The 14,772-nt window shown below is 64.5% G+C and carries 12 protein-coding genes; 5 read left to right on the top strand and 7 right to left on the bottom strand.

Annotation, left to right across the window (positions count from 1 at the left end; translation table 11 throughout):
• Positions 1-37 precede the first annotated feature (37 nt).
• From NLY36_RS12965 to NLY36_RS12955, 3 genes are all read right to left on the bottom strand, one after another.
• A complete protein-coding gene (locus NLY36_RS12965; protein ID WP_023737026.1) occupies positions 38-3,544 on the bottom strand; it encodes a helicase-related protein in 3,507 nt (1,168 codons plus the stop codon).
• Between the two features lie 694 nt (positions 3,545-4,238).
• Positions 4,239-4,964 carry an acetoacetyl-CoA reductase gene (phbB, locus tag NLY36_RS12960; RefSeq protein ID WP_023698448.1) on the bottom strand — a complete coding sequence of 242 codons (726 nt, stop codon included), beginning with the start codon at positions 4,962-4,964 and terminating at the stop codon, positions 4,239-4,241.
• A gap of 129 nt (positions 4,965-5,093) precedes the next feature.
• Positions 5,094-6,278 carry an acetyl-CoA C-acetyltransferase gene (locus NLY36_RS12955; RefSeq protein ID WP_023673832.1) on the bottom strand — a complete coding sequence of 395 codons (1,185 nt, stop codon included), beginning with the start codon at positions 6,276-6,278 and terminating at the stop codon, positions 5,094-5,096.
• 302 nt (positions 6,279-6,580) lie between these two features.
• Here NLY36_RS12955 and phaR point away from each other — a divergent pair, with 302 nt between their 5' ends.
• Entirely contained in the window at positions 6,581-7,195 is a 615-nt protein-coding gene (gene phaR / locus NLY36_RS12950; protein WP_023685813.1) for a polyhydroxyalkanoate synthesis repressor PhaR, read from the top strand.
• Positions 7,196-7,240: 45 nt separating this feature from the next.
• Here phaR and NLY36_RS12945 read toward each other — a convergent pair whose 3' ends face one another.
• The 3 genes from NLY36_RS12945 to NLY36_RS12935 are packed head-to-tail and all read right to left on the bottom strand — an operon-like array spanning position 7,241 to position 8,167.
• Positions 7,241-7,417: a GNAT family N-acetyltransferase gene (locus NLY36_RS12945; protein ID WP_023698449.1), complete on the bottom strand. Its 177-nt coding sequence runs from the start codon at positions 7,415-7,417 to the stop codon at positions 7,241-7,243.
• A gap of 13 nt (positions 7,418-7,430) precedes the next feature.
• Positions 7,431-7,709: a GNAT family N-acetyltransferase gene (locus NLY36_RS12940; RefSeq protein ID WP_023698450.1), complete on the bottom strand. Its 279-nt coding sequence runs from the start codon at positions 7,707-7,709 to the stop codon at positions 7,431-7,433.
• 38 nt (positions 7,710-7,747) lie between these two features.
• Positions 7,748-8,167, bottom strand: a complete 420-nt coding sequence (locus NLY36_RS12935) for a rhodanese-like domain-containing protein (protein WP_023698451.1) — start codon at positions 8,165-8,167, stop codon at positions 7,748-7,750.
• Between the two features lie 89 nt (positions 8,168-8,256).
• Between NLY36_RS12935 and ftrA the strand changes: the two genes are divergently transcribed.
• Positions 8,257-9,249, top strand: coding sequence for a transcriptional regulator FtrA (gene ftrA / locus NLY36_RS12930; RefSeq protein WP_023715058.1), 993 nt, complete (start codon positions 8,257-8,259; stop codon positions 9,247-9,249).
• Here ftrA and NLY36_RS12925 read toward each other — a convergent pair.
• Positions 9,246-10,385: a citrate synthase gene (locus NLY36_RS12925; protein ID WP_023737024.1), complete on the bottom strand. Its 1,140-nt coding sequence runs from the start codon at positions 10,383-10,385 to the stop codon at positions 9,246-9,248. The genes ftrA and NLY36_RS12925 overlap by 4 nt on opposite strands.
• Before the next feature lie 93 nt (positions 10,386-10,478).
• Here NLY36_RS12925 and NLY36_RS12920 point away from each other — a divergent pair, with 93 nt between their 5' ends.
• The 3 genes from NLY36_RS12920 to NLY36_RS12910 all read left to right on the top strand — a co-directional run bounded on the left by NLY36_RS12920 (position 10,479) and on the right by NLY36_RS12910 (position 14,769).
• The gene (locus tag NLY36_RS12920; protein ID WP_023698454.1) at positions 10,479-11,567 is read left to right on the top strand and encodes a citrate synthase/methylcitrate synthase; all 1,089 of its coding nucleotides are present in this window, start codon (positions 10,479-10,481) and stop codon (positions 11,565-11,567) included.
• A gap of 374 nt (positions 11,568-11,941) precedes the next feature.
• Positions 11,942-13,072: a patatin-like phospholipase family protein gene (locus NLY36_RS12915; RefSeq protein WP_023737023.1), complete on the top strand. Its 1,131-nt coding sequence runs from the start codon at positions 11,942-11,944 to the stop codon at positions 13,070-13,072.
• Between the two features lie 518 nt (positions 13,073-13,590).
• Entirely contained in the window at positions 13,591-14,769 is a 1,179-nt protein-coding gene (locus NLY36_RS12910) for an efflux RND transporter periplasmic adaptor subunit (protein ID WP_031249433.1), read from the top strand.
• Positions 14,770-14,772 lie beyond the last annotated feature (3 nt).

Below are 14,772 nucleotides of genomic sequence, written 5' to 3'. Positions count from 1 at the left end.
GAAAACCGGTTCCACTTTTCGGGATCATGCTCAGAGCTTACTTCTTCAGCTGGTCGCGCAAGGCGGCGAGCTTGGCGAAGGGCGAGTCCGGATCGAAGCGCACCGGCCGTTCTTCGCGTGGCTTGGCCTGGAAGGCCGGCTTGGCGCCTTGCGGTCCGCCTTTGCCTTCCGGCCTGCCGCCTTTCCAGTCAGGCCGGCCCTCGCGCGGACGCTCGCCTTGCGGCTTGCCGTCGCGGCGCTGTTCGCCCTCGGCCTGCGGCTTGGGCTTGAACTTCGAACGGTCGAAACGTGGCTTGGCGGCACCGTCGCGCTGGTCGCGCCGGCCCTGATAGGCCGGCCGCTCGCCCGTTGCCGGCTGTCCGCCGGCAGCGTCGGCCGGCGCATCGGCGCGGGCAGCCTGGCCGTTACGCGGGCGATTGTCCCGGCCTTGACGATGGCGCGGGCGCTGCTCGAAACGACCCTGCCGCCACAGCAAGATGGGCTTTGGCGCTTCGGCCTCGGGGACAGGCTCAGCGCTTCCACCCTCCCCCTCGTGGGGAGGGTCGGCGCGCAGCGCCGGGGTGGGGGCAGCGCCGGCGTCGGCGGTTGCGCCTGCATCGGCTACGCGGTCTGCACTATCGGTTTCGTCAGCGCTGTCACCCCCACCCGCGTCGCTTCGCGCCGCGACCTCCCCCATCGAGGGGGAGGTAAAAGCGTCGGCGCTTTCGGTGACAGTGTCGTCAGCCTCTGCAACGGCCGGAGCGTGTTCTTGCGCTGCAGGCTCTGCAGTTGTTTCGTCGATGGCTGGGACCTCGGCGGTAGCTTCAACGGCCGCAGCTGGCTCCGAACCCTCGGCAGGCGCTTCCGGCTGAGCGTCTGCAACAGCCTCCGATGCGACTTCGGCAACGGGCTCCTCAGCCGCAACCTCAGTGGCGGAAGCCGCATCCGGCTCCGAACTGTCGGTCGGCGCTTCAGCGACAGCTTCGCCTGCAGCGGCTTCCGCCGTCTGGGCCTGCTCGGCCTTCGCTGCCGCTTCCGCCAGCTTTGCCGCCGCGGCTTCGCGCGCGGCATTGTCCTGCGCTTCCAGCCGCGCCTTCACCTCTGCGGGCGGCTTCGGCTCGGCGCGATAGCCGAGACCTTTCAGGATCTCTTCCATGTCGTCGGCGGTGGCGCCGAGGATGGACATCATCGGCGGCGTCACCATGAAGGACTGGCCGTCATAAGCGCCGTCGGGGCGCTGTCCCAGACCGGGCTTCCAGTTGGTCGCAGGCCGGATCAGGTCGGCCAGCCGTTCCAGAATGTCGATGCGCACGGCGCGGCGCCCGAGATTGCGGTAGCCGGCGAGCCTGTAGAAGCTCTTGTCGAAGGCCGGGTCGATGACCACCGATGTGCGGCCGGAGGCCAGCGCGTGCACCACGTCGCCAAAGCCGGGCTTGTCCTTGCCGTCGTTCTTCAGCGCCCACAACAGCGTAATCAGTCCGGCGGGCGCCGGCTTGATCAGCGCCGGCACGAAGACGTGGTAGGCGCCGAAGCGCACACCGAGCCGGCGCAAGGCGGCGCGACCCTCCTGGTCGAGCGACTTCATTTCCTCGGCGATGTCGCGGCGGTTGATGAGGCCGAAATGCTCGACGAGCTGGAAGGCGATGCCACGGCCGATGCCGGCGATCTGCTCGGCATTCTTCAAGTCGACCAGCGGCTTCAGCAAGGATTCGATCTGGAAATTGACGAAACGCTCGGCGCGCGCGGCGACCTTGTCTCGGGCGGGGCCGGTCAACTGCTCGTCGGCCAAAAGCACCAGGCGCGGCTTCAGCGCGTCCTCGCCGGCAACCAGCGTGCCGATCGGCGCGCCGATCCAGCGCAGCGTGCCGTCGGAGCCGAGCGCAAGGTCGCCATTGGCGCAGGCGCCGAAGCGTTCGGCACGCGCCTCGAACTCGGCGGCCAGCGCTTTTTGCGCTGCCGTACGCACGGCCTTGGCGTCTTCGCCGCCGGCGCTCTGGTCGGCGGTGAAGCGGAACCCTTGCAACTCGCCGACATGATGGCCTTCGACAAGGACGGTTCCGGTAGGACTGATTTCGGCTTCAGGCATTGTATTTTCTCTAAGGCGCCGCATGAGGACGGAAGTCCTGCGGTCTACAAACCGTTTCGTCAACCGCTCATGCAGCGCATCCGACAATCTGTCTTCGATTTCGCGCGTCTTTTCCCGCCAGTGTGCCTGATCGGCCAGCCAGCCCGGCCGGTTGGACACGAATGTCCAGGTGCGGATCTGCGCAATGCGGTGCGACAGCGTGTCGATGTCCCCCTCGGTCGTATCGGCGCGGCGCACCTGCTCGGCCATGTAGTTCTCGTCGACATGGCCGTGTTTGGCGAGGTCGGTGTAGATAGAAGCGATCAGGTCGGAGTGCTGGGCCGGCGCGATCTTGCGGTAGTCCGGCAACGCGCAGGCTTCCCACAGCAGCGCGACGCGCTTGGCATTGGTAGCCAGCGCGCGGATGTCCTCGTCGCGGGAGAGATGTTCGAGCGCCTGCGCATCGACCGCCGGCAGCGCGCGCGTCAGGCCTTCGACCGGCGCGTTGGCCTCGATCGAGCGCTTCAGCGCGTCGAGGCTGGCGAAGTCGAAATGCGCGGTGCGCCATTGCAGCACCTTCACCGGATCGAACTCGTGCCCCTCGATGCGCTTGACCAGTTCCTCGTCCAGCGGATCGACCTGGCCGGTGACGCCGAAGGTGCCGTCGCGCAGATGCCGGCCGGCGCGGCCGGCGATCTGGCCGAGCTCGGCCGCCGTCAGGTTGCGGTACTGGTAGCCGTCGAATTTGCGGTTCTGGGCGAAGGCGACATGATCGAGATCAAGGTTGAGCCCCATGCCGATGGCGTCGGTGGCGACGAGATAGTCGACGTCCCCTGCCTGGAACATTGCCACCTGGGCATTGCGGGTGCGGGGCGACAGCGCGCCTAGCACGACCGCCGCTCCTCCTTGCTGGCGGCGGATCAGCTCAGCGATGGCATAGACCTCGTCGGCGGAGAAAGCGACGATCGCCGTACGCCGCGGCAGGCGGGTCAATTTCTTCGAACCGGCATAGGCCAGGTGCGACAGGCGAGGGCGCGTCACCACCGAGACGCCTCTCAGCAGCTTTTGCAGGATGCCATGCATGGTGGCCGCGCCGAGCAGCAGCGTTTCCTGGCGCCCGCGCAGGTGCAGGATTCGGTCGGTGAAGATATGGCCGCGCTCGAGGTCGCCGGCGAGCTGCACCTCGTCGATGGCGACGAAGGCAACGTCGGTCTCGCGCGGCATGGCTTCGACGGTGCAGACCGAATATTTCGCGCCGGGCGGCTGGATTTTTTCCTCGCCGGTGATGAGCGCCACCTTGTGGGCGCCGACCTTTTCGCAGACGCGGGCATAGACCTCGCGCGCCAGAAGGCGGAGCGGCAGGCCGATAATGCCGCTCTCATGCGCCACCATGCGCTCGATGGCGAGATGGGTCTTGCCGGTGTTGGTCGGACCCAGCACGGCAGTCACGTCGCGGCCCGACAGGATCAGCGGCTCGGTGTGTTTCGGCTGGATGTTCATCGGCCTGGAGATGAGGCTTTCTGCATCGTGTTGTCGGGAGCGCGCCTCGCGTGGCGCGTATGACAGGCGACACATAGGGATTTCAGGCGCGAAGCGAAAGCGGAATGTTCCGGCCGGCAATCCCACGGTTCGTCTTTGAGGTCTCAATTAACAGTTGGAACGAGTCTGGAACGAATCGGCGACGAATCAGTGACTCCGGCAGATTCAGCTTTTGTTCACGGCTACATGTGGATTTTGCGAGGCTGAGTCTCACCATATGCTGAATCGCGGAAACTGGCCCGATTCCTGCAAGGCGACCATTGGCGTTAACCTTTGCCGGCGGGGCATCGTCGTGATCCGATACGCCTCGGCCAACATTATGAAATTGTTCAATTTTTCTTAATCGGCCTTAACCATTTGCCGGTGATTTTCGGCGTTGGTCGTTAACGTTGCGCTCAAAGCCGGAACGAATCGGCGATCAATCAGCGATGGCGGGATTTTCCTGGTTTGTTCACCCCAACATGTTGTGTTATCCACAGCTTGTCCACCGAGAATTCACAGCTTGCGAACCGGGTTTTGCACAGGGCGCCTGGAAATCGTTAATCTTTGCGTGCCGGAACGGGTCAATGTCTAGCGCGCAGCCCGGAACATCGCCGGCCGGCGATGAAAAAACGGGCCATAAGCCGGCCCGTCCTACCGGGCGAAATGCTGTCGTTCAGGCGAAATACTGGCCGCCATTGGCTGTGATGGTCGAGCCGGTGATGAAACCGGCGTCCTCAGAGGCGAGGAAGACGACGCAACGCGCGATCTCTTCCGGTTCGCCGAGGCGGCCGACCGGGATCTGCGGAATGATGCGTTCATTCAGCACCTTCTCGTCGATCGCCTTGACCATCTCGGTGGCGATGTAGCCGGGGCAGATGACATTGACTGTGATGCCCGCGCGCGCGCCCTCCTGCGCCAGCGCCTTCGAGAAGCCGATGTCGCCGGCCTTTGCGGCGGAATAGTTGACCTGGCCGGCCTGGCCTTTCTGGCCGTTGATGGAGGAAATGGTGATGACGCGGCCGAATTTGCGGTCGCGCATGCCGCCCCACAGCGGATGCGTCATGTTGAAGACCCCAGACAGATTGGTGTCGATGACTTCCTTCCACTGCTCGCGCGTCAGCTTGTGGAACATGGCGTCGCGGGTAATGCCGGCATTGTTGACCAGCACCGAGACCGGGCCGAGATCGGCCTCGACCTGTTTGATTCCGGCGGCACAGGCGTCGTAGTCGGCGACCGACCATTTGTAGGCCTTGATGCCGGTTTGTGCGCTGAACTTCCCCGCTGCCTCGTCATTGCCGGCATAGTTGGCTGCAACGGTGTAACCGGCATTCTTCAGGCCGATCGATATGGCGGCGCCGATGCCGCGCGATCCACCGGTGACGAGCGCTACTTTGGTCATTGAAAGTTCTTCCTCCCTTTGGTCGGAAGAAGGGAATAGGGAGTAGGGAATAGCGAGTAGGGATCGATATCCCGCCGCGCTGCTCCTTCTTCCCCATTCACTACTCCCTATTCACTACTCACTTCTCTTTCACAGCGCTTCCACGCACAGAGCGACGCCCATGCCGCCGCCGATGCAGAGCGTGGCGAGGCCCTTCTTGGCGCCGCGGCGGCGCATCTCGAAAACCAGCGTGTTGAAGACGCGGGCGCCCGACGCGCCGATCGGATGGCCGATGGCGATGGCGCCGCCATTGACGTTGACGATCGACGTATCCCAGCCCATGCCCTTGTTGACGGCGCAGGCCTGCGCGGCGAAGGCTTCATTGGCCTCGACAAGGTCGAGGTCCTTGACCGACCAGCCGGCCTTCTCGAGCGCCCGCTTCGAGGCGGGAATAGGTCCGGTGCCCATGATCGCCGGATCGACGCCGGCCGTCGCCCAGGATGCGATGCGCACCAGCGGGGTGATGCCGCGCCTTGTGGCTTCAGCCTCGCTCATCAGCAGCGCGCCGGCGGCGCCGTCATTGATGCCCGACGCGTTGGCGGCGGTCACGGTGCCGTCCTTGTCGAAAGCCGGCTTCAGCTTGGACATGGCGTCGATGGTGGCGCCGTGGCGGATGTACTCGTCCTGGTCGACGACAGTGTCGCCTTTCCTGCCCTTGATCGTGAAGGCGACGATCTCGTCCTTGAACTTGCCGGCCTTCTGCGCGGCCTCGGCCTTGTTTTGCGAGGCCAGCGCAAACTGGTCCTGGTCGTCGCGGGTGATCTGGAACTGGCGGGCGACGTTCTCGGCGGTGTTGCCCATGTGGTAGCCGTTGAAGGCGTCCCACAACCCGTCCTTGATCATGGTGTCGATCATCTTGTAGTCGCCCATCTTGACGCCGGCGCGCAGGTGCTCGGCGTGCGGCGACAGCGACATCGATTCCTGGCCGCCGGCGATGATCACAGTGGCGTCGCCGGCGGCGATCTGCTGCATGCCGAGCGCGATGGCGCGCAGGCCAGAGCCGCAAACCTGGTTGAGCCCCCAGGCGGTGGTCTCCTTGGGCAGGCCGGCATTGATCGACGCCTGGCGGGCGGGGTTCTGGCCCTGCGCGGCGGTCAGCACCTGGCCGAGAATGACCTCGTCGACTTCACCCGGCTCGACGCCGGCGCGCGCCAAAAGCTCCCTGATGACGACGGCGCCAAGTTCATGCGCCGGGGTGGCGGCGAAGGCGCCGTTGAAAGAGCCGACAGCCGTGCGTGCGGCGCTGGCAACGACGATTGAATTGGAAGCGGACATTTTTCTCTCCAGACTTCGAGGTGTCGTGTTCTTGGGGGCTTGTTGGGACTTTTCTTGCCCGTTCCACACCCCAAGTCAAACCGGAAATGGGCATGCCGGCCAAGCGCCGCAAGCAGGGCGTGAGCGGCCGGCGGGATCGCCCAACGTTTGCTGCGCAGCATAATTGGCCGGCCATGCAGCAATAAATGATGCCGCACTGCACAAAGCGCTTGGAATTATAGAGCTTTTGCGCATATCCTTAAAAATGGCGCAATCGTTACCGGCGGCTTACTCAGGCGCGCCGGTGTCCCGGGAGGATGCTGATGGCCGCGAAAGACGACCCTATCATTATCAAGAAATATGCCAATCGCCGGCTCTACAATACCGGCACCAGCACCTATGTGACGCTCGAGGATCTGGCCGAGATGGTCAAGAAGGGCGAGGAGTTCACCGTCCAGGACGCCAAGACCGGTGACGACATTACCCATCCGGTGCTGACGCAGATCATCTTCGAACTGGAGAACAAGGATGGGCAGAACATGCTGCCGATCCCGTTCCTGCGCCAGCTGATCGCTTTCTATGGCGACCAGATGCAGCAGATCGTGCCGAGCTTCCTCGAACAGTCGATGATGGCCTTCTCCAAGGAGCAGGAGCGGTTCCGCGAGCAGATGAAGGGCGCGATCGGCAAGTCGCCGCTGGATGTGATGAAGATCGCCACGCCGATCAAGGCGCTGGAAGAGCAGACACGCCGCAACATGGAAATGTTCCAGAACGCGATGCGCCTGTTCACGCCCTTCCCGACCGCCGCCACAAATGCTGCGGCCGCGGCTGCACCCGAGCCGGCCCGCAAGGACGTCCCGGAAAAGAGCGGCGACGACCTTCAGGAACTGAAGCAACAGATCGCCGCCATGCAGCGCAAGCTCGATACGATGTCGTAAGCGACCGCCGCATGGTCGACCGCCCTCAGTTGGTCGAGGCGGCCGTCACGGGTCGATTTTCAGCTGCCACGGTTCCCAGATATCGTCGGGCTGGCCGTCGAGCGAGCGGTAGAAGGCTTTGGCCGGCGAGTTGGATTTCAGCACCGTCCATTTGATGGCGGAGGCGCCAATGCTCAAAGCGTGTTGGCGAAGCTGTTCAACAAGCGCATGGCCGACCCCCATGCCGCGCGTCGCTTCAGTGACGTAGAGTTCCTTCAGCCAGACAACCGGCTTCAGGTCGTAGGTCCAGGGGGATGAGGTAGTGGACGGCGATGCCGACGATCACGCCCTCTCGCTCCGCCACCAACACGCCGAACCGGGGCGATGGCCCCAGCCCGTGCTCGATGAGGTTCGCTTCGGTGACGCGAAGCTTGTCGTCATAACCCTCGAAGACAGCTAGCGCCCGCATGAGGGCGAGCACCGCACCGACATCCTGGCGCTCGAATGGACGAATTCTAACCATCGCCTTCTGCATGCTTGCTCAGTCTTCAAGGCCGACCATATCGCGTGGCCTCACGCGTGCAAGACACCGGGCTCCTTGCCTGAAGCGAAAGGAAGGTCCTCGTCCTGCCAACCGGTTATGCCGCCGATCATGATCTTCACGGGACGACCGAGGCTGGCCAGCTTGAAGGCCGCCTGATCCGCGCCATTGCAATGCGGTCCCGCGCAATAGACGACGAACAGCGTCTTTTCGGGCCATTGCGCCATCCGCTCGGCCGATATTTCGCGGTGCGGCAGATGCAGCGCGCCCGGCACATGGCGGCGTCCATAGGCTTCCGGCGAACCGACCACATGCAGGAGAACAAAGTCCGGCTCCCCGGCACGCAGTGCGGCGGCGACGTCGGAACAGTCGGTCTCGACGGAAAGCCGGCGCAGAAAATGGTCGCGGGCGATATCCGGCGATGCCGCCGGAATGTCTGTCACGTGGCTCATCCTCGTATCTCCATTGCTGATGCGACGGAGAGATATGACAGGAAGCAGGGCGATTGCAGCTGGCAGCTTTGCCATATATCGTCAAGATCATGCCATCCTCTGCCAATCCGCGCCCTGCCAACCCTCTTGTCGTTGCCGTTGCCTATGACGGCCTGTGCACGTTCGAGTTTGGCGTGGCGGTTGAGATCTTCGCCTTGCCCCGGCCGGAAATGGGTGAGGATTGGTACCGTTTTGCAGTTGCCGGTATTGATACCGGTGAAATGCGCGCGCTGGGCGGCGTGCGTATTGTTGCCGACGGCGGGATCGATCTGATCGGCCAGGCCGGCACGGTGATCGTACCGGGATGGCGCGGAACGGAGGCTCCGGTGCCGCCGGCGCTGATCGAGGCGCTTCGAAAGGCACACGAGCGCGGCTCTCGCATTCTTTCGATCTGTTCGGGCGTGTTCGTGCTTGCCGCCGCCGGCCTGCTTGCGGGCAAAAGAGCGACCACGCATTGGCGCTACAGCGAGAAGCTGACGGAGATGTACCCCGACATCACCGTGATTCCGGACGTTTTGTACATCGATGAGGGCAATGTGCTGACATCGGCAGGCAGTGCCGCGGGCATCGACCTCTGCCTGCATCTGGTTCGGCGCGACTTCGGCACCAAGGCTGCAAACATGGTGGCGCGCCGTCTGGTCGTGCCGCCGCATCGCGACGGCGGCCAGGCGCAGTATGTCGAGAGCTCCGTTCCCGAGCCACATGAGCGCAGCCGGCTTGGACCGTTGATCGACAGGATGCGCGCCAATATTTCCGCCGACTATCCCGTCGCCATCTTGGCCGAGCTTGCCGGGATGAGCGAGCGGACGTTTCTGCGCCGCTTTGCGGCCGCAACCGGCGTCACGCCGGCGCGCTGGCTGCTGTCGGAACGGCTTTCGCGGGCGCGCACGCTGCTGGAAGACACCGCCATGCCGATCGAACGGATTGCCGAGACCGCCGGCTTTGGCGCGGCAGGCACGTTGCGGCATCACTTCCGCCGGCAATTCGCCACGACGCCCGTCGCGTACCGTGCGCGTTTCGGGAACACGGCCAGGTCGGCTTAAGTCACGCGTCCCTCATAGCGGCCACGCGGCCTGATGATGCTGCCGCTAATGATCTGTTCGACCATATGCGCGGCCCAGCCGACGCTGCGTCCAAGCGCGAATAGCTGGAACGGTGCATCGCGCGGCAAGCCAAGGCCGCGCGTTAGTGCGGCCAGGGCGAAGTCGATGTTGGGCTGGGCACCGGCTGCCGCCATGGCGGCTTTTTGCAGCTGTTGCAGCGTCTCGTCGACAGGGATGACTGCCAGAAGTGCGGTGGCACGGGGATCGCCGTCGGGATAGAGCGGATGGCCGAACGCCGGCAAGGGCCGATCATGGCCGAGCCAGCGCCGGATCGCCGCATCCGCGCCGTGGGCTGCTGCATCTTCAGCCAGTTGCATCACCGCTTCGCCGGCGCCGCCGTGGCGCGGGCCGGACAGCGTTGCCAGGCCGGCCAGCAGGCATGCGGCAGGCGAGGCCCCTGTGGACGCTGCGACGCGGGCGGCGAAGGTCGATGCGTTGAGTTCATGATCGGCGAGCAGGACGAGGGCGCAGCGGATCGCTTCCGCTCCCGTCGCATCTACCGACCAGCCCTGCGCCAGGCGCTTATGGACGGGCGCTGTGCCGGCTTCAGCGCCCAGCGACTGCGCCAGCGCTCCGACTGTGCGCGCGGCCTCGGTGCACAGCGAGGCGGCGCTGCGTCCTAGCGAAGGCCGCCCGTGGCCTGCAAGCATGGCAAGCTGCGCAAAGGCCGAGGCGCGGCCGACTGGATGAGGCGCTTCAGATGACGGAGCTTTGAAAGCCACCGGTTCAGGCGAGGCCCAGAGCACAGCAGCGGTTTCCTCCAGCGTCGCCGCTTTGGAAAGCGCAACGGCGTCTTGCCCTCGGTAGATGAGGCGCCCGTGCAGAACGGTTGAAATTGCTGTTGCGATCGAGGGTTCGCCCCAGGCGATCGCACTCTCGGCGATGGCCGAGGGACTGCGGCCCCGCGCCCGGCGGGTCGCCAATGCCGCGATGTCGTCGGCGCGGTACTGGCTGCGGCGCGGGTCGCTCTCATCCGGCCGCATGCCGATGCGGCCACGGCTGACATAGGCGTAAAGCGTCTGCGGCCGCACCTTGAGCCTTTCCAGCGCCTCTTCCCGCGACAGCCATTCGGACATTTTTAGCCCATACATTGATTATATTGATCAAGATTGATCGAGGCGCAGCCTAACCCTTATCTCCCATGCAGAAAAGCTGCAAGGAGATGAGATATGGCGAACGGGCTCGATGATGTGGTGGCGGCGGAGACCGTGCTCTCCGATGTCGATGGCCTTGGTGGCCGCCTGACGATCCGCGGTCATTCGCTGCCGGAATTGGCGGGACGCTGGCGCTATGCGCAAGTGGTTCGCCTGTTGCTCGACGGCTTCTTCGACGGCCTTCCCGGCGATGCCGAACTGGCAGCGAGGCTGGGCAAGGCTCGCGTCGAGCTGTTCGAGCGGCTTGCACCCTCGCTGCCGCTGCTCGCACCGATTGAGATCTATGGCGCCATGCGCGCCGGCATGGCGCTGCTGCCGGATGGCGAGGCACTGACGGACGCCTTGCGGCTGATCGCGGCGCCCGCCGTGCTGACGCCGGCTCTGCTGCGGCTGGCGCGTGGCGAGCAGCCGATCGCACCTGACGCGAAGGCCGATCATGCCGCCGACATGCTGAGGATGCTCGAGGGATCCGTCCCGTCGCCGGCGCTGGCAAGGGCACTCGACACCTATCTGGTCACCGTGTGCGATCACGGCCTCAACGCCTCGACCTTTGCCACCCGCGTCGTCGCATCGACGCTGGCAGGGCTGACATCGTCGGTGCTGGCCGGGCTCGGCGCGCTCAAGGGGCCGCTGCACGGCGGCGCGCCCGGCCCGGTGATCGAGATGCTCGATGCAATCCAGGCGCATGGCGACGCGGCCGGTTGGCTGCGCGAGAAGGTCGCGCATGGCGAGCGCATCATGGGTTTCGGCCATCGTATCTACCGCGTGCGCGATCCGCGCGCCGATGTACTGAAAGCCGTCGTGCGGCAGCTCGGCAGCGAGGGCGAAGCCGGCCGCCGCCTGGCCTTCGCCGAACAGGTCGAGCACACGGCGCTCGAAGTGCTGCGGATCGCCAAGCCGCAGCGCTCGCTGCAGACCAATGTCGAGTTTTACACAGCGCTTGTGCTTGAGGCGGCTGGCTTTCCGCCACAGGCGTTCAGCAATGTCTTTGCCGCCGGACGTGTCGCCGGCTGGATCGCGCATGCGCGCGAACAGCAGACGACGGGGCGGCTGATCCGTCCACAGTCGCGCTATGTCGGGCCGGTGCCGAAGCTTGTTGCTTGAGGTTTTTGCGAAGAGGACCCCCACCCTAGCTTGCCGGGGCGAGCCACAGGTCTCGCCCGTCCTTCGGACCCCCACAAGGGGGGAGGGAAGCTGCCGCGCGCCGCCGAAACGTCGGTGGTTTGCTGAGATCAGCGTCTACCAAGTCTCCCTCCCCCTTGTGGGGAGGGATCAAGGGTGGGGGTATTCGTAGGGCCAAGACCTGGGCGTGGAGGACCATTCCCCATGACCAAAATTTCATGTGATCACGCGACCGTGTTCGTGTTCTTGCCTTGGTCATCCCTTATATGCTGCACTGCAATATAAGTCCGCTGCCGTCGAACCCGCCGATTTCCGGGCGGAATGAGGCAGCAGCGACCAAACCGAACAGGAACGCCATGACCAAAAACGGCAAGGCGGAGGAAACGAAGAAGATCAACATCGCGCTGCAGGGCGGCGGCTCGCACGGGGCTTTCTCCTGGGGTGTACTCGACCGGCTGCTGGAGGATGGCAGGCTCGACATTTCAGCCGTGTCCGGCACCAGCGCCGGCGCCATGAATGCGGTGGCGCTGGCCGATGGGTTTGTGCGCGCCGGCGTCGAGGGTGCACGGCAAAAGCTCGACGACTTCTGGCGCGCGGTGGCGGCCAAGGGCCGCTTCAGCCCGGTGCAGCGCATGCCGTGGGACGTCGCCTGGGGCAACTGGTCGATCGAGAATACGCCCGGCTATTTCTTCTTCGACACCATGTCCCGAGTGTTCTCACCCTATGTCGCCAATCCGCTGGGCTTGAACCCGCTGCGCGACGTGGTCGAGCAGGAGATCGATTTCAAAAATGTCCACGCCTGCAAGTCGATGGAGCTGTTCATTTCGGCGACCAATGTCGAGACCGGCCAGCTGCGCGTCTTTTCCGACGGCGAGATCGACCTCGACACGGTGATGGCCTCGGCCTGCCTGCCGCAATTGTTCCGCGCCGTCGAGATCAAGGGCGTGCCCTATTGGGATGGCGGCTATGGCGGCAATCCGGCGCTGTTTCCGTTCTTCAAGACGGCGGCGACCGAGGATGTGCTTTTGGTGCAGATCAATCCGGTGGTGCGCGAGGGCACGCCGAAAAGCGCCAATGAAATCCAGAACCGCATCGACGAGATCACCTTCAATGCCGGGCTGCTGAACGAATTCCGCTCGATCGCCTTCGTCAAGGAGCTGATCGCCGCCGGCCGGCTGCCGCCTGGCGAATACCGCGACATCCGCATGCACCGCATCGATGCCGACGAGGCGTTCAAGGATCTGTCGGCGTCGTCCAAGGTCAATGCGGAATGGGCCTTCCTGAGCTATCTCAGAGACCTTGGCCGTATAGCGGCCAGCGACTGGCTGGAGGAGAATTACGACGCCGTCGGCAAGCGGCCGACGCTCGATCTTTCCGGCGAACTCGATGACGGCTTCAAACCGGTGCGCGGGCCGGCACCGGGACGGCGGGTGAAGGAATTCCTCGCCGCCCGCAAGAAGCCGGAGGCGGAACGCCGGCGGGCCTGAGTCCGCCCGGATCGATCAAGACGATCAGCGAAGTGTTCGGCAAATCGGAGTAGCGCCGGCGGCTTTCCCGATGCGGCGCAACTTCTGCGTGTGACGGTATACAAAATCATACTGACGCCTACTGCCATCCAAGTCGCGACGACGCAGCGCGCGCCCACATTTGAGCGTCAAAACTAGTGCGGGCACAGGGGAATGTCAGTGCTCAAAACGCCTTGAAAACAAAGCGCTCCAACATCCGTATGGTTCCGAGACTGTGGTTCCGCCGCCTGACGGGGCGCTGACAAAACCGTTTCCCGTTGGCCACACTACATCGCCTGGCACACTGTTCCTGCAACTTTTCGACTGTATTGCGATGCAACTTTGATGTAGAAGCGCGGCTTCGCCGTTCACGGCAAATTGAACACGGCCTGGCGCGCACCCATATCGGCGACGCTCCGAGTTGGAAGACACGGTAGCTGTTAGACGACGGACACCCTGTTGGATAACGACTTGGCCGAACCCCGCAGTGGAAAAAAATGATGCCGAAGATCAGGTTTCACAAGCTTGCCGCTATTGTTGTGCTCATCGGCTTCGCCGCCTGGATGGGAACAGGCGCGTTTTCGTCCGTCGGCAGCGCCGCTGTCGAAGGCGCAGCCAAGCCGGGCGATCAGGCCAAGCCGGGCGATCAGACCAAGGCACCGGATGCAACCAAGACCGCCGAGGCCGAACCGAAGGCGCCGCTGCGCACCGTCGCGGTGGTGACGCCGCCGCGCAAGACCTATGCCCGCGCCATCCGCATTTCCGGGCTGACCGAGGCCGACAAGCGCGCCGTGCTGGCGACGCGTGTCGCCGGCGTCATCGAAAAGCTGCCGGTCAAGCAGGGCGATCACGTCAAGACCGGCGATCTGGTGCTGATGCTTGCGGCGGAAGAAAAGATCTCGATGGTCGACAATGCCAAGCAGCTCGTCGTGCAGCGCCAGGCTGAACTCGACGCATCGCTGCGGCTCATGAAGACCGGCAATCTGCCCAAGCTGCAGCTCGACACGGCGCGTTCGAACCTGACCGCGGCGCAGTCGCAGCTGGAAACGGCGCAGGCCGAACTCGACCGCAATCTGGTCAAGGCGCCCTTCGACGGCGTCATCGACCGGGTGCCGGTGGAGCTCGGCAGTTCCGTCATGCAGGGCGGCGAGGTGGCAACCATCCTCAAGCTCGATCCGGTGATTGCGCGCGGTGAAGTCAGCGAACGCGACCTCGGCTATCTCAAGCTCGGCGACAAGGCTGCTGTGCGGCTGGTCAGCGGCCAGACCGTCGAAGGCACCGTGCGCTACATCAGCCGCGACGCCTCGTCGGCCACCCGAACCTTCCGCGTCGAGATCGCCGTCCCCAATGCCGATGGCTCCGTGCCGGCGGGCATGACGGCCGAGATTTCGCTCAGCGCGCAGCCGACCGATGCCGTCATGTTGCCGCGCTCCGTGGTGACGCTGGGCGACAAGGGCGACCTCGGCATCCGTGCCGTCGACAAGGACAACAAGGTGGTGTTCTTCCCGATCGACCTGGTCGACGACTCGCCGAAGGGGCTCGTGCTTGGCGGCATTCCCGCCGATGCCCGCGTCATCGTCGCCGGCCAGGAATTGGTCAAGGAAGGCGACGTCGTCAAGCCGGTCGAGGCCGACCAGGCGACCATCCAGAAACTGTTGGGCGAAGCGACAACGCAGTAGCGC

Origin of the sequence: Mesorhizobium sp. C399B, assembly GCF_030323185.1 — a bacterium.
GTDB lineage: Bacteria > Pseudomonadota > Alphaproteobacteria > Rhizobiales > Rhizobiaceae > Mesorhizobium.
The sequence above is the reverse complement of the archived record's forward strand: the minus strand, read 5'-3'. Positions and strand labels throughout refer to the sequence as shown.